The organism is Kitasatospora sp. NPDC101801 (assembly GCF_044766665.1).
Lineage (GTDB): Bacteria > Actinomycetota > Actinomycetes > Streptomycetales > Streptomycetaceae > Kitasatospora.
The window spans coordinates 127,410-144,740 of sequence record NZ_JBIWML010000007.1 but is presented as its reverse complement, the minus strand read 5'-3'; the positions used below and the strand labels follow the sequence as shown (position 1 = coordinate 144,740).

The 17,331-nt window shown below is 66.2% G+C and carries 31 protein-coding genes; all 31 read right to left on the bottom strand.

Going from position 1 to position 17,331, the window contains the following annotated elements; translation table 11 throughout:
- Positions 1–70: 70 nt before the first annotated feature.
- Positions 71–565: a 50S ribosomal protein L17 gene (gene rplQ / locus ACIRPK_RS12285; RefSeq protein ID WP_184918585.1), complete on the bottom strand. Its 495-nt coding sequence runs from the start codon at positions 563–565 to the stop codon at positions 71–73.
- A gap of 127 nt (positions 566–692) precedes the next feature.
- Positions 693–1,715: a DNA-directed RNA polymerase subunit alpha gene (locus ACIRPK_RS12280; RefSeq protein WP_030232516.1), complete on the bottom strand. Its 1,023-nt coding sequence runs from the start codon at positions 1,713–1,715 to the stop codon at positions 693–695.
- Between the two features lie 128 nt (positions 1,716–1,843).
- Positions 1,844–2,251 carry a 30S ribosomal protein S11 gene (gene rpsK, locus ACIRPK_RS12275; RefSeq protein WP_057231298.1) on the bottom strand — a complete coding sequence of 136 codons (408 nt, stop codon included), beginning with the start codon at positions 2,249–2,251 and terminating at the stop codon, positions 1,844–1,846.
- A 71-nt stretch (positions 2,252–2,322) separates the two neighbouring features.
- Positions 2,323–2,703, bottom strand: coding sequence for a 30S ribosomal protein S13 (gene rpsM / locus ACIRPK_RS12270; protein WP_184918583.1), 381 nt, complete (start codon positions 2,701–2,703; stop codon positions 2,323–2,325).
- A gap of 194 nt (positions 2,704–2,897) precedes the next feature.
- Positions 2,898–3,011, bottom strand: coding sequence for a 50S ribosomal protein L36 (gene rpmJ / locus ACIRPK_RS12265; protein WP_003956441.1), 114 nt, complete (start codon positions 3,009–3,011; stop codon positions 2,898–2,900).
- A gap of 35 nt (positions 3,012–3,046) precedes the next feature.
- Entirely contained in the window at positions 3,047–3,268 is a 222-nt protein-coding gene (gene infA / locus ACIRPK_RS12260) for a translation initiation factor IF-1 (RefSeq protein WP_003956442.1), read from the bottom strand.
- 160 nt (positions 3,269–3,428) lie between these two features.
- Entirely contained in the window at positions 3,429–3,851 is a 423-nt protein-coding gene (gene mscL, locus ACIRPK_RS12255) for a large conductance mechanosensitive channel protein MscL (RefSeq protein WP_403036683.1), read from the bottom strand.
- Positions 3,852–3,957: 106 nt separating this feature from the next.
- Positions 3,958–4,797 carry a type I methionyl aminopeptidase gene (gene map, locus ACIRPK_RS12250; RefSeq protein ID WP_403036890.1) on the bottom strand — a complete coding sequence of 280 codons (840 nt, stop codon included), beginning with the start codon at positions 4,795–4,797 and terminating at the stop codon, positions 3,958–3,960.
- Positions 4,798–4,927: 130 nt separating this feature from the next.
- Positions 4,928–5,587 (bottom strand): adenylate kinase, encoded by a 660-nt coding sequence (locus tag ACIRPK_RS12245; protein ID WP_403036681.1) that lies wholly within the window; start codon positions 5,585–5,587, stop codon positions 4,928–4,930.
- Positions 5,587–6,894, bottom strand: coding sequence for a preprotein translocase subunit SecY (gene secY, locus ACIRPK_RS12240; protein ID WP_403036678.1), 1,308 nt, complete (start codon positions 6,892–6,894; stop codon positions 5,587–5,589). The genes ACIRPK_RS12245 and secY overlap by 1 nt, the downstream gene beginning before the upstream one ends.
- A 296-nt stretch (positions 6,895–7,190) precedes the next feature.
- Positions 7,191–7,646, bottom strand: a complete 456-nt coding sequence (gene rplO / locus ACIRPK_RS12235) for a 50S ribosomal protein L15 (protein WP_403036675.1) — start codon at positions 7,644–7,646, stop codon at positions 7,191–7,193.
- Position 7,647: 1 nt separating this feature from the next.
- Positions 7,648–7,830 carry a 50S ribosomal protein L30 gene (gene rpmD, locus ACIRPK_RS12230; protein WP_014136270.1) on the bottom strand — a complete coding sequence of 61 codons (183 nt, stop codon included), beginning with the start codon at positions 7,828–7,830 and terminating at the stop codon, positions 7,648–7,650.
- Positions 7,830–8,465 (bottom strand): 30S ribosomal protein S5, encoded by a 636-nt coding sequence (gene rpsE / locus ACIRPK_RS12225; RefSeq protein ID WP_057231312.1) that lies wholly within the window; start codon positions 8,463–8,465, stop codon positions 7,830–7,832. The genes rpmD and rpsE overlap by 1 nt, the downstream gene beginning before the upstream one ends.
- 48 nt (positions 8,466–8,513) lie before the next feature.
- A complete protein-coding gene (gene rplR / locus ACIRPK_RS12220; protein ID WP_057231314.1) occupies positions 8,514–8,897 on the bottom strand; it encodes a 50S ribosomal protein L18 in 384 nt (127 codons plus the stop codon).
- A gap of 3 nt (positions 8,898–8,900) precedes the next feature.
- Positions 8,901–9,440 carry a 50S ribosomal protein L6 gene (gene rplF, locus ACIRPK_RS12215; protein WP_184918574.1) on the bottom strand — a complete coding sequence of 180 codons (540 nt, stop codon included), beginning with the start codon at positions 9,438–9,440 and terminating at the stop codon, positions 8,901–8,903.
- 22 nt (positions 9,441–9,462) lie between these two features.
- Positions 9,463–9,870: a 30S ribosomal protein S8 gene (gene rpsH, locus ACIRPK_RS12210; protein WP_057231318.1), complete on the bottom strand. Its 408-nt coding sequence runs from the start codon at positions 9,868–9,870 to the stop codon at positions 9,463–9,465.
- A 288-nt stretch (positions 9,871–10,158) separates the two neighbouring features.
- On the bottom strand, positions 10,159–10,344 hold the full coding sequence (locus ACIRPK_RS12205; RefSeq protein WP_104816571.1) for a type Z 30S ribosomal protein S14: 186 nt from the start codon (positions 10,342–10,344) through the stop codon (positions 10,159–10,161).
- Positions 10,345–10,347: 3 nt separating this feature from the next.
- Positions 10,348–10,917 (bottom strand): 50S ribosomal protein L5, encoded by a 570-nt coding sequence (gene rplE / locus ACIRPK_RS12200; protein ID WP_403036670.1) that lies wholly within the window; start codon positions 10,915–10,917, stop codon positions 10,348–10,350.
- A complete protein-coding gene (gene rplX, locus ACIRPK_RS12195; protein ID WP_057231325.1) occupies positions 10,917–11,228 on the bottom strand; it encodes a 50S ribosomal protein L24 in 312 nt (103 codons plus the stop codon). Before rplX ends, rplE begins: the two co-directional genes overlap by 1 nt.
- 15 nt (positions 11,229–11,243) lie before the next feature.
- The gene (rplN, locus tag ACIRPK_RS12190; RefSeq protein ID WP_030263487.1) at positions 11,244–11,615 is read right to left on the bottom strand and encodes a 50S ribosomal protein L14; all 372 of its coding nucleotides are present in this window, start codon (positions 11,613–11,615) and stop codon (positions 11,244–11,246) included.
- A gap of 101 nt (positions 11,616–11,716) precedes the next feature.
- Complete coding sequence (gene rpsQ, locus ACIRPK_RS12185) at positions 11,717–11,992, bottom strand: 30S ribosomal protein S17 (protein WP_057231327.1); 276 nt, start codon at positions 11,990–11,992, stop codon at positions 11,717–11,719.
- Positions 11,992–12,216 (bottom strand): 50S ribosomal protein L29, encoded by a 225-nt coding sequence (gene rpmC / locus ACIRPK_RS12180; RefSeq protein WP_030393300.1) that lies wholly within the window; start codon positions 12,214–12,216, stop codon positions 11,992–11,994. Before rpmC ends, rpsQ begins: the two co-directional genes overlap by 1 nt.
- The gene (gene rplP, locus ACIRPK_RS12175; RefSeq protein ID WP_057231329.1) at positions 12,216–12,635 is read right to left on the bottom strand and encodes a 50S ribosomal protein L16; all 420 of its coding nucleotides are present in this window, start codon (positions 12,633–12,635) and stop codon (positions 12,216–12,218) included. Before rplP ends, rpmC begins: the two co-directional genes overlap by 1 nt.
- A 5-nt stretch (positions 12,636–12,640) precedes the next feature.
- Entirely contained in the window at positions 12,641–13,477 is an 837-nt protein-coding gene (gene rpsC / locus ACIRPK_RS12170) for a 30S ribosomal protein S3 (RefSeq protein WP_184918568.1), read from the bottom strand.
- Positions 13,477–13,851: a 50S ribosomal protein L22 gene (gene rplV / locus ACIRPK_RS12165; protein ID WP_403036667.1), complete on the bottom strand. Its 375-nt coding sequence runs from the start codon at positions 13,849–13,851 to the stop codon at positions 13,477–13,479. Before rplV ends, rpsC begins: the two co-directional genes overlap by 1 nt.
- 23 nt (positions 13,852–13,874) lie before the next feature.
- The gene (gene rpsS, locus ACIRPK_RS12160) at positions 13,875–14,156 is read right to left on the bottom strand and encodes a 30S ribosomal protein S19 (protein WP_057231336.1); all 282 of its coding nucleotides are present in this window, start codon (positions 14,154–14,156) and stop codon (positions 13,875–13,877) included.
- A gap of 11 nt (positions 14,157–14,167) precedes the next feature.
- On the bottom strand, positions 14,168–15,004 hold the full coding sequence (gene rplB / locus ACIRPK_RS12155; RefSeq protein ID WP_184918566.1) for a 50S ribosomal protein L2: 837 nt from the start codon (positions 15,002–15,004) through the stop codon (positions 14,168–14,170).
- A gap of 42 nt (positions 15,005–15,046) precedes the next feature.
- Positions 15,047–15,367 carry a 50S ribosomal protein L23 gene (gene rplW, locus ACIRPK_RS12150; protein WP_030393296.1) on the bottom strand — a complete coding sequence of 107 codons (321 nt, stop codon included), beginning with the start codon at positions 15,365–15,367 and terminating at the stop codon, positions 15,047–15,049.
- Complete coding sequence (rplD, locus tag ACIRPK_RS12145; RefSeq protein ID WP_403036664.1) at positions 15,367–16,044, bottom strand: 50S ribosomal protein L4; 678 nt, start codon at positions 16,042–16,044, stop codon at positions 15,367–15,369. The genes rplW and rplD overlap by 1 nt, the downstream gene beginning before the upstream one ends.
- 4 nt (positions 16,045–16,048) lie before the next feature.
- Positions 16,049–16,693 carry a 50S ribosomal protein L3 gene (rplC, locus tag ACIRPK_RS12140; RefSeq protein ID WP_057231343.1) on the bottom strand — a complete coding sequence of 215 codons (645 nt, stop codon included), beginning with the start codon at positions 16,691–16,693 and terminating at the stop codon, positions 16,049–16,051.
- A gap of 14 nt (positions 16,694–16,707) precedes the next feature.
- A complete protein-coding gene (gene rpsJ, locus ACIRPK_RS12135; protein WP_012785157.1) occupies positions 16,708–17,016 on the bottom strand; it encodes a 30S ribosomal protein S10 in 309 nt (102 codons plus the stop codon).
- Positions 17,017–17,331 lie beyond the last annotated feature (315 nt).

Genomic DNA, 17,331 nt, shown 5'->3' with positions numbered 1-17,331 from the left:
TCTACTCCACAGAAGAAGGAACGGGCCCGCCCCCCGAAGGGAGGCGGGCCCGAACGAACACCTTGAGGTGTCAGGCCTTGTCGGCCTCGACCTCGTCGGCGACGACCTCGGTCTCGGCGGCCTCGGTGGCCTCGACCTTGGCGTCGGCCTCCTTGACGGCGCGCTTGGTGGCGCCCTCGGCCTCGCCGACGGCGGTCTGCGCGACGGTCAGCGCCTCGACCAGCTCGATCACGGCCATCGGGGCGTTGTCGCCACGACGGGGACCGATCTTGGTGATCCGGGTGTAACCACCGGGGCGGTTCTCGTAGCGCGGCGCGATCTCGGTGAAGAGAGTGTGCAGCACGGAGACGTCGGTGATCGTCTTGCGGACGATGCGACGGTTGTGGATGTCGCCGACCTTCGCCTTGGTGATGAGGCGCTCGGCCAGCGGGCGCATCCGACGGGCCTTGGCCTCGGTCGTGGTGATGCGGCCGTAGGTGAACAGCTCGCGGCACAGGCCGGCGAGCAGCAGCGGCTCGTGGTGCGGGCCACCGCCGAGGCGGGCACCCTTCGTGGGACGGGGCATGATTGCTCCTCAAATCTCCGAACCCGGCCGTGTCAGGTACCGGGACGGGCGCCCGGGCACTGTTGCCCGGACGGCTTTCTTGCATCGAACAGGGGGCGACCCGCGAGGGTCGCCCCCGTCGAATTCCTTAGTACTGCTCGGTCTCCGCGTAACCCGCGTCGTCCAGGTCGTCGGCGCCGAAGGCGTCGGCGGCGGCGGTCGGGTCGAATCCCGGCGGGCTGTCCTTGAGCGCCAGGCCCATGCCGGCCAGCTTCGCCTTGACCTCGTCGATCGACTTCGCACCGAAGTTGCGGATGTCGAGCAGGTCGGCCTCGGAGCGGGCCACGAGCTCACCCACGGTGTGGATGCCCTCGCGCTTGAGGCAGTTGTACGACCGAACGGTGAGCTCGAGCTCCTCGATCGGCAGGGCGAGATCGGCGGCCAGGGCGGCGTCCGTCGGGGACGGGCCCATGTCGATGCCCTCGGCGTCGATGTTCAGCTCGCGGGCGAGACCGAACAGCTCCACCAGGGTCTTACCGGCGGACGCCATGGCGTCGCGCGGGCGCATGGCGGGCTTGGTCTCGACGTCGACGATGAGCTTGTCGAAGTCGGTCCGCTGCTCGACACGGGTGGCCTCGACCTTGTAGGTGACCTTCAGCACGGGGCTGTAGATCGAGTCGACCGGGATCCGGCCGATCTCCTGGCCGGAAGCCTTGTTCTGCACGGCGGAGACGTAGCCGCGACCGCGCTCGACGGTCAGCTCCATCTCCAGCTTGCCCTTGCCGTTGAGCGTGGCGAGGACCAGCTCGGGGTTGTGCACCTCGACACCGGCCGGGGGCGCGATGTCGGCGGCGGTGACCACACCCGGGCCCTGCTTGCGCAGGTACATCACGACCGGCTCGTCGTGCTCCGAGGAGACAACCAGCTGCTTGATGTTGAGGATGAGGTCGGTCACGTCCTCCTTGACGCCCGGCACGGTGGTGAACTCGTGCAGGACACCGTCGACCCGGATGCTGGTGACAGCGGCACCGGGGATCGAGGAGAGGAGCGTGCGGCGGAGCGAGTTGCCGAGGGTGTAGCCGAAGCCCGGCTCGAGCGGCTCGATCACGAACCGCGAGCGGAACTCGTCGACGACCTCTTCGGTCAGCGAGGGGCGCTGAGCGATCAGCATGTTTTCAGATCCTCCAGTGGAAACTCGGCACCCACTATTTGATGCCGAACAGAACCAGCGTACGGGGTCCCACTGAAAACGGGACCCCGTACGCGGTTTAAAACATCAAGCTGCCCGAAGGCGCTGCGTCAGACGCGGCGGCGCTTCGGCGGACGGCAGCCGTTGTGCGGGGTGGGGGTGACGTCCTGGATCGAACCCACCTCCAGGCCGGTGGCCTGGAGCGAGCGGATCGCGGTCTCGCGGCCGGAGCCCGGACCCTTGACGAAGACGTCGACCTTGCGCATGCCGTGCTCCTGCGCGCGACGGGCGGCCGACTCGGCAGCCATCTGCGCGGCGAACGGGGTGGACTTGCGCGAGCCCTTGAAGCCGACGTGGCCGGCAGAGGCCCAGGAGATCACGTTGCCCGAGGGGTCGGTGATCGAAACGATGGTGTTGTTGAACGTGCTCTTGATGTGGGCGTGCCCGTGAGCGACGTTCTTCTTCTCCTTGCGGCGCACCTTCTTGGCGCCGGCAGCCTGACGACCCTTGGGGGGCATAAGTCTGTTCTCCTACTGAGGTGGTCGGTCCGCTAACCCGCGGGCCGGAGGGAAGTCCGGTTACGGGCGGACTACTTCTTGCCCGGCTTCTTCTTGCCGGCAATCGCGCGACGCGGGCCCTTGCGGGTACGCGCGTTGGTGTGGGTGCGCTGGCCGCGGACGGGGAGACCCCGGCGGTGACGCAGACCCTCGTAGCAGCCGATCTCGACCTTGCGGCGGATGTCAGCGGCAACCGCACGGCGGAGGTCACCCTCGACCTCGAAGTTGGCGTCGATGTACTGGCCGAGCTTGACCAGGTCGTCCTCGGAGATGTCGCGGACCCGGATGTCCGGGTTCACGCCGGTCTCCGCGAGCGCGAGCTGCGCGCGGGTGCGACCGATGCCGTAGACGTAGGTGAGGGCGATCTCGATGCGCTTCTCACGCGGGAGATCAACGCCTGCGAGGCGTGCCATTCAAGGCTCCTGTGTTTCTTCAGAGGTCTGACGCGCTACCTACTCCGACACCTCTCGGTGTGGGAGCCCCGGCCTCTGACCGGGGGTGGCAGTCCGTCCTGGGGACGGATCGGGTAGCCCGCTTATGACGTTGTGTCGCGCCGCGCGAACCTGTGTTCACGCAAAGACGTACGAGAAATGCTGGGTGAAGCGGATCAGCCCTGGCGCTGCTTGTGGCGCAGGTTGTCGCAGATCACCATGACCCGGCCGTGACGGCGGATCACCTTGCACTTGTCGCAGATCTTCTTGACGCTCGGCTTGACCTTCATGCTTCAGGTACTCCGGGTCTAGATCTGACAGTTGCTTACTTGTACCGGTAGACGATCCGGCCGCGAGTCAGGTCGTACGGGCTGAGCTCAACGACCACGCGGTCGTCCGGGAGGATACGGATGTAGTGCATCCGCATCTTCCCGCTGATGTGCGCGAGGACCTTGTGACCGTTCTGCAGCTCAACCTTGAACATGGCGTTCGGGAGAGACTCGATCACGGTGCCCTCGATCTCAATGGCGCCTTGCTTCTTTGCCATGAACTGCGAGATCCACCTTCCGGGGACGGCTACCGTATGCGGCACGCTCGTGCGAACCTGGGTTCACCCCTGCCCGACCGGGCGGAGGGCGTGCTGAAGCACGCTACGAGTGAGCCGACGGTCCATCGTACGCCACCGCCCGCTCCCGGACCAAAACGCCTCAGACGCCGAGTTTGACCAGCGGCTCGACGTGCGCGGTGCAGGCCGAGCAGCGGCGGGCCGCCTCCGGGATCTCGGTCAGGCACTCGGGGCACGGGCGCTTGGGGGTCTTGGGCCTCTTCGGCAGGTAGCGGGCGGTCGCCTTGGTGACCGGCAGCACCACGAAGAAGTAGAGCACCGCGGCGGTCAGCACGAACGCGATCAGCACGTTCAGGAACTGGCCGTACGGGAAGACCACCCCGTGCAGGTTGAAGCTGTACGACCGGAAGTCCCCGGCCGCGCCGACCACCACGCCGACCAGCGGGGTGAGGAAGGCCGCGACGAAGCCGGTCACCACCGCGGTGAAGGCCGAGCCGATGACGACACCGACCGCCATGTCGATCACGTTGCCGCGCATCATGAAGTCGCGGAATCCCTTGAGCACTTGCTGTCCCTTCGAAGGTGTCGGCTCCTAAAAATAGGACAAAGGGCCCGGTGGGCGAAACCCACCGAGCCCTTGACGATCCGTCAGCCCCAGCCCAGCGGCTGTGCTAGCCCAGCGGATCGGGGGCCGCCACCACGCCCAGCTTGGCCAGCTCGGCCTTGCCGCCGTCGAAGGCGGTCAGCACCAGTGGGCCCTGCTCGGTGATCGCCACCGAGTGCTCCCAGTGCGAGGCCCAGGTGCCGTCGTTGGTGACGACCGTCCAGTCGTCCTCGAGCACGGTGGTGTGCGGGGTGCCCAGCGACACCATCGGCTCGATCGCCAGCACGGTGCCCGGGATCAGCTTCGGGCCCTTGCCGCGGCCGCGCTCGACGTAGTTCAGCACGTGCGGCTCCATGTGCATCGCGGTGCCGATGCCGTGGCCGCCGTACCCCTCGGTGATGCCCCACTTGCCCTTCGGCGGCAGCGGCTGGCGACGGATGAAGCCCTCGATCGCCTTGGAGACGTCCACCAGGCGGTTGTTCTTCTTCATCTGGGCGATGCCGGCCCACATCGAGCCCTCGGTCACCCGGCTGAGCATCTCCACCTCGGGGGCGACCTCGCCGACCGCCACGGTGATCGCGGCGTCGCCGTGCCAGCCGTCCACGATCGCGCCGCAGTCGATCGAGATGACGTCGCCCTCGACCAGCACCCGGTCACCCGGGATGCCGTGCACCACCTCGTTGTTGACGGAGGCGCAGATCACACCGGGGAACCAGAGGCCGCCGTGGTGCGCGCGGAAGTTCGAGGTGGCGCCGTGGTCGGCGATCACCTTCGCCGCGATGTCGTTGAGCTCCTGGGTGGTGACACCCGGTCGGACGGCCTCGCGGGCCGCCTTCAGCGCCTCGGCGACGACCAGTCCGGCCACCCGCATCTTGGCGATCTGCTCGGGGGTCTTGATCTCCACCATCTGGTCCACGCCTTCCACTGTCGAATGCCCGTCCGGTCCTTGCCGGGGAGCCGTGCTGCCGTTACCACCGTACGACGACAGAACGGCCGGGACTCCCCCGTGCGGGGGCGTCCCGGCCGTCCGGTCGGTCTCAGACGCTCTTCTTGCTCTCCAGCGCGGCCACCGCGCGCTCGGTCACCTCGTCGACCTTGCCCAGCGCCGAGATGGTGACCAGCAGGCCCTGCTGGTTGTAGTACTCGATGATCGGCTCGGTCTCCGTGTGGTAGACCTCCAGCCGCGTCCGCACCTTCTCCTCGGTGTCGTCCGAGCGCTGGTACAGCTCGCCACCGCACTCGTCGCAGACGCCCTCGGTCTTCGGCGGGTTGTAGACCACGTGGAACACGTGGCCACCGTTGACCCGGCAGAGCCGGCGGCCGGCGATCCGCTTGACGACCTCGTCCTCGGGGACCTCCAGGTCCAGCACGCCGTCGAGGGCGATGCCGAACTCGGCCAGGATCTCGTCCAGGGCCTTGGCCTGACCGAGGTTCCTGGGGAACCCGTCCAGCAGGAAGCCGTTGGCGGCGTCGGGCTGCGACATCCGGTCCTTGGCCATCCCGATGGTGACCTCATCCGGTACCAGTCGACCTGCGTCCATGTACGCCTTGGCCTCGAGCCCCAACTGGGTGCCCTGGCTGATGTTGGCGCGGAACAGGTCACCGGTGGAGATGTGGGGAATGGACAGGGTCTTGGCCAGGACGTGCGCCTGAGTACCCTTCCCGGCCCCGGGAGGTCCGACGAGGACGATACGCATCAGCGGAGGAACCCTTCGTAATTACGCTGCTGGAGCTGGCTCTCGATCTGCTTCACAGTTTCGAGTCCGACACCGACGACGATGAGCACGCTGGTGCCACCGAACGGGAAGTTTTGGTTCGCGTTGAAGGCGACCAGGGCGATCATCGGGATCAACGCGATCAGGCCCAGGTAGAGCGACCCCGGCCACGTGATACGGGTCAACACGTAGTTAAGGTACTCGGCCGTCGGTCGGCCGGCCCGGATGCCCGGGATGAACCCACCATACTTCTTCATGTTGTCGGCAACTTCTTCGGGGTTGAAGGAGATCGCGACGTAGAAGAAGGCGAAGAACACGATCAGCACGAAGTACGTGGCCATGTAGATCGGGTGGTCACCGCGGACGAAGTTGTCCCGGATCCAGGTGGCCCAGCCGGCCTGGCTGTTCGTCAGCTGGGCGACCAGCGCCGGGATGTACAGCAGCGACGAGGCGAAGATGACCGGGATCACACCGGCCTGGTTGACCTTCAGCGGGATGTAGGTCGACGTCCCGCCGAACGCCTTGCGGCCGATCATGCGCTTCGCGTACTGGACCGGGATCCGGCGCTGCGCCTGCTCGACGAAGATGACCAGGACCACCACGATCACACCGATCGCGATGACGCTGAAGAACTCGACCCAGCCGTCCCCGATCTTGCCGGAGAGCTTGATCGCCCACATCGAGCCCGGGAAGCCGGACGCGATCGAGGTGAAGATCAGGATGGACATGCCGTTGCCGATGCCGCGGTCGGTGATCAGCTCACCGAGCCACATCACCATCGTGGTGCCCGCGGTCATCGTGATGACCATCGTGGCGATCCGGAAGACCGACTGGTCCGGCACGACCTGGTTGGCGTAGACGCAGCCCGAGAACAGCGCGCCACTGGAGGCCGTCGCGACGATGCCGGTGCCCTGGAGCACGGCGAGCGCGATGGTCAGGTAGCGGGTGTACTGGGTGATCTTCGCCGTACCGGCCTGGCCCTCCTTCTTCAGCGCCTCGAGTCGCGGGATCACGACGGTGAGGAGCTGGAGGATGATGCTGGCCGTGATGTACGGCATGATGCCGAGCGCGAAGATCGTCAGCTGGAGCAGTGCGCCACCACTGAAGAGGTTCACCAGGCCGAACAGGCCACTCGGCGTGTCCTTCAAGCACTGGTTCACCGCGACGAAGTCGACGCCCGGGACGGGGATGTGAGCGCCCAGCCGGAACAGCACCATGATGCCCAGCGTGAACAGCAGCTTCTTGCGCAGGTCGGGCGTCTGGAACGCCCGCGCGAACGCACTGAGCACGGTGCCTCCTGCGCCTCCCGCACGTCGTCGGCGGGAGGGTCGGTCCTGAATGGGGAGTGGGGAGTGCGAGCTCCCCGAGGAGTCCGGTCAACCGGACGGCACAGGCAAGCCTGGGCGCAGCCTACAAGGGAACTCCACGGACTCTAACAGTGTGTGGCCACCCGAAAGAAGCGTGCGCGGCCCCTCCCCCACGCACGGGGGACGGGATGCCCGTTTTCAACCACAAAAGCCACCCGAAAAGCACGAACCCCGTACCTCCCAGGAGGGAGATACGGGGTTCGTGGACGTCAACAGGCTCAGAGGAGCTCGGTGACCGTACCGCCGGCGGCGGTGATCTTCTCGGCGGCGGAGCCGGAGACGGCGTCAACCGTCACCTGCAGCGCAACCGCGATGTCGCCGGTGCCGAGGACCTTGACGAGCTCGTTCTTGCGAACGGCGCCCTTCGCGATCAGATCGGCCACGGTGACCTCGCCACCCTGCGGGTAGAGCTCGGCCAGCTTCTCCAGGTTCACGACCTGGAACTGCTTGTGCGCCGGGTTCTTGAAGCCCTTGAGCTTCGGCAGACGCATGTGGAGGGGCATCTGCCCACCCTCGAAGCGCTGCGGAACCTGGTAGCGGGCCTTGGTGCCCTTGGTACCACGACCTGCGGTCTTACCCTTGGAACCCTCACCACGACCGACACGGATCTTGTCGGTCTTGGCGCCGGGGGCCGGGCGCAGGTTGTGGATCTTGATCGGCGAGTTGTCTGCCATTTCAGTCCACCTCCTCGACCGTGACGAGGTGACGAACGGTGTGGACCATGCCGCGGATCTCCGGGCGGTCCTCCTTCACCACGGTGTCGTTCAGCCGCTTCAGGCCGAGCGAACGCAGGGTGTCACGGTGGTTCTGCTTGCTACCGATGTAGGACTTGGTCTGAGTGACCTTCAGGCGAGCCATCAGGCACTCACCGCCGCGGTCCCGGCCGCGCGAGCGCGGAGCAGAGCGGCGGGGGCCACGTCCTCCAGCGGCAGGCCACGGCGGGCCGCGATCTCCTCGGGGCGCACGAGGCCCTTCAGAGCAGCCACGGTGGCGTGCACGATGTTGATCGCGTTGTCCGAGCCGAGCGACTTCGACAGGATGTCGTGGACGCCGGCGCACTCCAGGACCGCACGCACCGGGCCACCGGCGATAACGCCGGTACCGGGGGACGCGGGCTTCAGGAGCACGACGCCGGCCGCCTTCTCGCCCTGGATCGGGTGCGGGATGGTGCCCTGGATACGGGGGACCTTGAAGAAGTTCTTCTTGGCCTCCTCAACACCCTTGGCGATGGCGGCCGGAACCTCCTTCGCCTTCCCGTAGCCGACACCTACGGTGCCGTCACCGTCGCCCACCACGACCAGCGCGGTGAAGCTGAAACGACGACCACCCTTGACAACCTTGGCGACTCGGTTGATCGCAACGACACGCTCAACGTAAGCAGTCTTCTCGACGGCGGGGGCGTTGCCCCGGTCGTCGCGCTTACGATCACGTCGCTCGCCGCCACCGCCGGTGCCGCCGCCGGCGCCGCTACCGCGGCGCTGGGGTCCAGCCATTGGAATTACCTCTCTCGATTACGTCCGTCGACTGAGCCGACGAGCGGCTTAGAAGTCGAGCCCGGCCTCACGGGCAGCGTCCGCCAGGGCGGCGATGCGCCCCGCGTAACGGTTGCCCGCGCGGTCGAAGACGACCGACTCGATGCCGGCGGCCTTGGCGCGCTCGGCGACCAGGGCTCCGACCTTCTTGGCCAGCTCGGTCTTGTCGCCCTCGTTGCCACGGATGGACACATCGAGGGTGGACGCCGACGCGAGGGTGTGACCCTTGGCGTCGTCGATGACCTGGGCGACCATGTGACGGTTCGAGCGGGTCACGACCAGACGAGGACGAGCCTCGGTGCCGGTGACGCGCTTGCGAACGCGGATGGCGCGACGCTTGCGGGCAGCGTTCTTGTAGCCGTTGCCCTTGCCGATCTTCACAGAAAGACTCATGGCTTACTTACCGCTCTTTCCGACCTTGCGGCGGATGACCTCGCCCGCGTACTTGACGCCCTTGGCCTTGTACGGGTCGGGCTTACGCAGCTTGCGGATCTTGGCCGACTCTTCGCCGACCAGCTGCTTGTCGATCCCGTCCACGTGGAACTTGGTGGGCGACTCGACCACGAAGGAGATGCCCTCCTTGGCCTCGATCAGGATCGGGTGGCTGTAGCCGAGCTGGAACTCCAGCGCGGAGCCCTTCGCTGCGACTCGGTAACCAACACCGCTGATCTCCAGCGACTTGCGGTACCCCGCGGTCACGCCGGTGATCATGTTCGCCACCAGCGTGCGGGAAAGGCCGTGCAGGGCCTTCGACAGACGCTCGTCGTTGGGGCGGGTGACGAGCAGAGTGCCGTCCTCGCCCTTGCTGATCTCGATGGGCGCGGCAACGGTGTGGGTGAGGGAGCCCTTGGGGCCCTTCACCGAGACCGTCTGGCCATCGATGGTGACGTCCACGCCGGCGGGAACCGGGATGGGCAGCCGTCCAATGCGAGACATTGCTGTACCTCCGTTTCCCGAATTACCAGACGTAGGCGAGAACTTCTCCGCCTACGCCCTTCTTGGCGGCCTGCTTGTCGGTGAGGAGACCGGAGGACGTGGAGATGATCGCCACGCCCAGGCCGCCGAGCACCTTGGGCAGGTTGGTGGACTTTGCGTAAACGCGCAGACCCGGCTTGCTGATGCGCTTGATGCCGGCAATGGAGCGCTCACGGTTGGGGCCGAACTTGAGGTCGATGGTCAGCTTCTTGCCGACCTCGCCCTCAACCGGCTCCTCAACCTTCCAGGAGGAGATGTACCCCTCCTGCTGCAGGATCTCGGCGACGTGCGCCTTGATCTTGCTAGCCGGCATCGCCACGGTGTCGTGGTACGCCGAGTTCGCGTTACGCAGACGCGTGAGCATGTCTGCGATGGGGTCGGTCATGGTCATGATGGGCCTCAGGCCTCTCTCGCCGTGGTTTCTCCGCGCCAGGTCCCCCCGCCGCACTCACGAGGAGTGCGGGCAGGGGCACAGACGCAGGGGACCTGCGGCGTTAGTAAGACTGGGTGCGAGCCCTCTCAGAAGAGGGTCGCGGACAGCTCTGGCTGCCGCGACAGGGGGCCCGACCCCACTACCTTACGGGATTCCGTACGGCAGCCCAACTCTGCTCGGTTTCGAACAACGTGAGCTACGTGGGGTCGGGCACACCTGCTGATTCGCTGTGTGACGGAGCCTGGGTTACCAGGAGCTCTTGGTCACGCCCGGCAGCTCGCCGCGGTGCGCCATCTCACGGAGGCAGACACGGCAGAGGCCGAACTTGCGGTACACCGAGTGCGGACGGCCGCAGCGCTGGCACCGGGTGTAACCCCGGACAGCGAACTTCGGCTTGCGCTCGGACTTCGCGATGAGGGACTTCTTCGCCATGAGTTACGCCTCCTTGAACGGGAAGCCCAGAGCGCGCAGGAGCGCCCGGCCCTCGTCGTCGTTCTGAGCGGTGGTCACGACGGTGATGTCCATACCGCGCTGACGGTCGACCTTGTCCTGGTCGATCTCGTGGAACATGACCTGCTCGGTCAGACCGAAGGTGTAGTTGCCACGGCCGTCGAACTGCTTCGGGGAGAGACCACGGAAGTCACGGATACGCGGCAGGGCCAGCGACACCAGACGGTCCAGGAACTCCCACATGCGGTCACCACGGAGGGTGACGTGGGTGCCGATCGGCTGGCCCTCACGCAGCTTGAACTGCGCGATGGACTTGCGAGCCTTCGTCACCGCCGGCTTCTGGCCGGTGATGGCGGTGAGGTCGCGGATCGCGCCCTCGATCAGCTTGGAGTCGCGGGCGGCCTCGCCCACACCCATGTTGACCACGACCTTGACCAGGCCGGGGATCAGCATGACGTTCTCGAATGAGAACTCCTCCAGGAGCTGCCCCTTGATCTCGGAGTTGTAACGCTCCTTGAGACGGGGGGTCACCTTCTCAACAGTCGTCTCAGACATCAGATGTCCTCACCGGTTCGCTTGGCAACGCGGATCTTGTTGCCCTCGTCATCGAAGCGGTAGCCAACGCGGGTGACGACCTTCTTGCCGTCCTTCTCCACGACCAGCTGGACGTTGGAGACGTGAACCGGGGCCTCGACGGTGATGATGCCGCCCTGGGTGCCCGGACCCGGCTTGGTGTGCTTCTTGACCCGGTTGACACCCTCGACCAGGACCTTGTTGGTGGCGGGGATGGCCTGGATGACCTTGCCCTGCTTACCGCGGTCCTTGCCGGTGATGACCTGGACCAGGTCACCCTTCTTGATCTTCATGCTGTTCGCCATGGGTTAGAGCACCTCCGGCGCAAGCGAGATGATCTTCATGAACTTCTTGTCACGCAGCTCGCGGCCCACCGGGCCGAAGATGCGGGTGCCACGGGGGTCACCATCGGTGTTCTTGAGAACGACCGCGGCGTTCTCGTCGAAGCGGATGTACGAGCCATCCGGACGACGACGCTCCTTGACGGTACGAACGATGACGCACTTGACGACGTCACCCTTCTTCACCGAACCACCGGGGATCGCGTCCTTGACGGTGGCGACGATGACGTCCCCGATACCGGCGTAGCGGCGACCGGAACCACCGAGAACACGGATGCAAAGGATTTCCTTGGCACCAGTGTTGTCGGCGACACGCAGTCGCGACTCCTGCTGGATCACAGCTTTCTCCTGATCGTCAACGAGAGACGACGGGCCGGCCGCTGCTCACACCAGCGCCCCTGGGGGCCTGGTGCACATACGGCCGTACCACATCGGCTTCGTTACTTGGCCTTCTCGAGGATCTCGACGACGCGCCAGCGCTTCGTCGCGGACAGCGGACGGGTCTCCATCAGGAGAACCCGGTCGCCGATGCCGCAGGCGTTGGCCTCGTCGTGCGCCTTCAGCTTGTTCGTACGGCGGATGACCTTGCCGTACAGAGCGTGCTTGACGCGGTCCTCGACGGCGACGACGACGGTCTTGTCCATCTTGTCGCTGACGACGAGACCCTCACGGGTCTTGCGGAAACCGCGCGTCTCGTTGGTGGTGTTCTCAGTCATCAGGCGCTCTCCACCGTCTCGATGCCCAGCTCGCGCTCGCGCATCAGGGTGTAGATCCGCGCGATGTCCTTACGGACGAGCTTGAGCCGTCCGTGGTTGTCGAGCTGCCCGGTCGCCGCCTGGAAGCGGAGGTTGAACAGCTCCTCCTTGGCCTCGCGGAGCTTGGCAACGAGACCCTCGTTGTCAAGCTCGCGCAGCTCAGCAGCCTTGGTGCCGGCCGACATCAGCTCTCACCTGCCTCGCGCCGGACAATCCGGCACTTCATCGGGAGCTTGTGAGCAGCGCGGGTGAGCGCCTCACGAGCAACCTTCTCGTTGGGGTAGGACAGCTCGAACATGATCCGTCCCGGGTGAACGTTGGCGATCCACCACTCGGGGGAACCCTTACCGGAACCCATGCGGGTCTCGGCAGGCTTCTTGGTGAGCGGGCGGTCCGGGTAGATGTTGATCCAGACCTTGCCGCCACGCTTGATGTGACGGGTGACGGCGATACGAGCGGACTCGATCTGCCGGTTCGTCACGTAGGCCGGGGTGACGGCCTGGATGCCGTACTCGCCGAACGCGAGCTCGGTGCCACCCTTGGCAGCGCCGCGGCGCTTGGGGTGGTGCTGCTTGCGGTGCTTGACCCGACGGGGGATCAGCATGACGGTCAGGCCTCCGTTCCGGTGCTCTCGGCAGCCGGCGTCTCCGTCACAGCCGCGGCCGGAGCCTCGGTGTTCTGGGGACGACGGGCGCCACCACGGGCGCCGCCACGCTCGCCACCACGGCCACCGCGCTCGCCGCCACGCGCGGGGCGGGCGTCGGTGCGGGCCGGGCGGTTGCCCGAGCGGGCAGCAGCGTTCTCGGCACGGACCTCGGCGATGTTCTTCACATCGCCCTTGTAGATCCAGACCTTGACGCCGATACGACCGAAGGTCGTCTTGGCCTCGAAGAAGCCGTAGTCGACGTTCGCACGAAGGGTGTGCAGCGGCACACGGCCCTCGCGGTAGAACTCCGAACGGCTCATCTCGGCGCCGCCGAGACGACCGGAGCACTGGACCTTGATGCCCTTGGCGCCGGACTTCATGGTGCCCTGCATGCTCTTGCGCATGGCACGGCGGAACGACACGCGGGAGGACAGCTGCTCCGCGACGCCCTGAGCCACGAGCTGGGCGTCCAGCTCGGGGTTCTTGACCTCGAGGATGTTCAGCTGGACCTGCTTGCCGGTCAGCTTCTCGAGGTCGCCGCGGATGCGGTCGGCCTCGGTGCCACGGCGACCGATGACGATGCCGGGGCGAGCGGTGTGGATGTCAACGCGGACGCGGTCACGGGTGCGCTCGATCTCGACCTTCGAGATGCCGGCCCGCTCCATGCCCTTCGTCATCATGCGACGAATGGCAACGTCTTCCTTGACGTAGTCCTTGTACAGCTTGTCGGCGTACCAGCGGGACTTGAAGTCCGTGCTGATGCCGAGGCGGAACCCGTGCGGGTTAACCTTCTGGCCCATTACCGGGTCCCTTCCTTGCTGCTGACGACCACGGTGATGTGGCTGGTCCGCTTGCGGATCCGGTAGGCACGGCCCTGGGCACGCGGACGGAACCGCTTCAGGGTCGGGCCCTCGTCAACGTACGCCTCGCTGATCACGAGGTCGTCCACGTTGGAGTGGTTGTAGTTGTGCGCGGCGTTGGCGATGGCGCTGTTGAGCACCTTGCCGACCGGCACAGTGGCTGCCTGCGGAGCGAAACGCAGAACAGCCTGGGCCTCCGTGGCACTCATGCCACGGATGAGGTCCACCACGCGGCGGGCCTTCATGGGCGTGACGCGGATGTACCGCGCCTGGGCCCTGGCTTCCATGGTTGTCCCCTTGCTGGTGTAAGTCATATGAGTCGGTACTTCGCTGGCGACTAGCGACGCTTCGACTTGCGGTCGTCCTTGACGTGTCCGCGGAAGGTACGCGTCGGCGCGAACTCGCCGAGCTTGTGGCCGACCATCGACTCGGTGACGAACACCGGGACGTGCTTGCGGCCATCGTGGACCGCGATCGTGTGACCGAGCATGCTCGGGCTGATCACGGAGCGACGGGACCAGGTCTTGATGACGTTCTGGGTACCCGCCTCGTTCTGCGCGTCCACCTTCTTGAGAAGGTGGCCGTCAATGAAGGGGCCCTTCTTGAGACTGCGCGGCATCTGACCTGCTCCTAGCGCTTCTTGTTGGACTTGCGGCGGCGCACGATGAGAGCGTCCGAAGCCTTGTTGGCCTTACGGGTGCGACCCTCCTTCTTGCCCCACGGCGAGACCGGGTGGCGACCACCGGAGGTCTTACCCTCACCACCACCGTGCGGGTGGTCGATCGGGTTCATGGCCACACCACGCACGGTCGGGCGAACGCCCTTCCAGCGCATACGGCCGGCCTTGCCCCAGTTGATGTTCGACTGCTCGGCGTTGCCGACCTCGCCGACGGTCGCGCGGCAACGCGCGTCCACCAGACGGATCTCACCGGAGGGCATGCGCAGGTGCGCCATGCGACCCTCACGGGCGAGCAGCTGAATGCCCGAACCGGCGGAGCGGGCCATCTTGGCACCGCCACCGGGACGAAGCTCCACCGCGTGGATGGTGGTACCCACCGGGATGTTGCGCAGCGGCAGGTTGTTGCCGGGCTTGATGTCGGCCGTCGGGCCGTTCTCAATCCGGTCGCCCTGGCCGATGCCGCGCGGCGCGATGATATAGCGCTTCTCGCCGTCCGCGTAGTGCAGCAGCGCGATGCGAGCGGTGCGGTTGGGGTCGTACTCGATGTGCGCGACCTTGGCCGGCACGCCGTCCTTGTCGTGACGACGGAAGTCGATCACGCGGTAGGCGCGCTTGTGTCCGCCACCCTGGTGGCGAGCGGTGATACGACCGGCGTTGTTACGGCCGCCCTTGCTGTGCAGGGGGCGAACCAGCGACTTCTCCGGCGTGGACCGCGTGATCTCTACGAAGTCGGCCACGCTGGAGCCACGACGGCCCGGCGTAGTCGGCTTGTACTTGCGGATGCCCATTTGGCTCTCTCGTCCTCGTCCTTATCGACGATCCGGACCCCGTTAGGAGGTCGGACCACCGAAGATGTCGATGCGGTTGCCCTCAGCCAGCGTCACGATGGCGCGCTTGGTGTCCTTGCGCTTGCCAAAGCCCGTCTTGGAGCGCTTGCGCTTGCCCTGACGGTTGAGCGTGTTGACGGACTCGACCTTGACCGAGAAGACCGCCTCGACGGCCTGCTTGATCTGGGTCTTGTTGGCACCCGGCGACACGACGAACGTGTACTTGTTCTCGTCGAGGAGCGAGTAGCTCTTCTCGGAGATGACCGGCTTCACCAGGACGTCACGGGGGTCCGTGAACGTCTTGCTCGTGATCTCTGCAGCCATCAGGCGGCGCTCCCTTCGAGCTCGCCCTCAGCAGCCACAGCCTTGGCGGACGCGGCCGGACCGGCCACGAAACGCTCGAAGGCAGCCTGGGTGAAGACCACATCGTCGGAGACGAGCACGTCGTAGGTGTTCAGCTGACCGGCGTCCAGGATGTGCACGTTCGGCAGGTTGCGAGCGGACTTGATGCCCAGCTCGTCCGCGCGCTCGACGACCAGGAGGACGTTCTTGCGCTCGGAGATCTTGCCGAACAGGCCCTTGGCGGCCTTGGTCGACGGCGCCTCGGCCGCGATCACGTCGGTGATGACGTGGATGCGGTTGTGGCGGGCCCGGTCGGTGAGCGCGCCACGCAGAGCGGCGACGATCATCTTCTTGGGCGTCCGCTGCGAGTAGTCGCGCGGCTTGGGGCCGTGCACGACGCCACCGCCGACGAACTGCGGGGCGCGGGTCGAGCCCTGACGGGCCCGGCCGGTGCCCTTCTGGCGGTACGGCTTGCGGCCGCCGCCTCGGACCTCGCCACGGCGCTTGGTCGAGTGGGTGCCCTGACGGGCCGCAGCGAGCTGCGCCACGACGACCTGGTGCATCAGCGGAACGCTGACCTTGGCGTCGAAGATCTCGGCGGGCAGCTCGAGGCTGCCGGCCTTGTCGCCCGAGGGCGACAGGATGTCAATGGTGCTCATATCCTCACAGCCCCTTCGCCGCAGTGCGGACGAGGACGAGGCCGCCGTTCGGGCCCGGGATTGCGCCCTTGATGAGGAGCAGCCCCTTCTCCGCGTCAACGGCATGGACGGTCAGGTTCTGGGTGGTCACGCGCTCGTGGCCCATCCGGCCGGCCATCTTCATGCCCTTGAACACGCGACCCGGGGTGGCGCAGCCACCGATCGAGCCGGGCGAACGGTGCTTGCGCTGCACGCCGTGACCGGCGCCGAGGCCCTTGAAGTTGTGACGCTTCATGACACCGGCGAAGCCCTTGCCCTTGGAGGTGCCGGTCACGTCGACCTTGACACCCGCCTCGAACAGCTCAGCGGTGATCTCCTGGCCGAGGGCGTACTCGGACGCGTCCGCGGTGCGGAGCTCGACCAGGAAACGGCGCGGGGTGACACCGGCCTTGGCGAAGTGGCCCGCGAGGGGCTTGTTCACCTTGCGGGGGTCGATCTCGCCGAAGCCGATCTGCACGGCGTCATAGCCGGCAGCGTCAGCGGTGTGGATCTGGGTAACGACATTGGGCCCGGCCTTGACGACGGTCACCGGAACGATCCGGTTGTTCTCGTCCCAGACCTGGGTCATGCCGAGCTTCTCGCCCAGGATTCCCTTAATCTGCTTTGCCATCTTCGTCGCGCCTCTCAGAGCTTGATCTCGATGTCGACGCCGGCCGGAAGGTCGAGGCGCATCAGCGAGTCAACGGTCTTCGGGGTCGGGTCGAGGATGTCGATCAGACGCTTGTGAGTGCGCATCTCGAAGTGCTCGCGCGAGTCCTTGTACTTGTGCGGCGAGCGGATGACGCAGTACACGTTCTTCTCAGTGGGCAGCGGCACCGGGCCCGCGACCTGCGCACCAGTGCGAATGACGGTCTCGACGATCTTCTTCGCCGAGGAGTCAATCACCTCGTGGTCGTAGGCCTTGAGCCGGATGCGGATCTTCTGTCCCGCCATGGCTACTCAGTAGTCCTTTGTGTCGTCTGCTGCTTCTTCTGCCGGATTCGGCCGGGTGGCTTGGTCCGGTGGCCCCTTTGGGTGGTTACTTCCGACCCCCGCGCTCGGGCGTGTCGCCCTGTCGCTTGCAAAGAACCGGGAAGGTTTCCCTTCTCGGCCTGCAGGATCGGTGAGCCTTGCACCCACCAGGTGCCGGATCGAGGCCCCGCCCACGCTTCCCGGAAGATTCCCGTACGTCCGCCCCGCAGCTGCCGCGGTGTCGACTACACACCACTGCGATCCACACCGATCACCCAAGGGCGAAGGCGGATCACA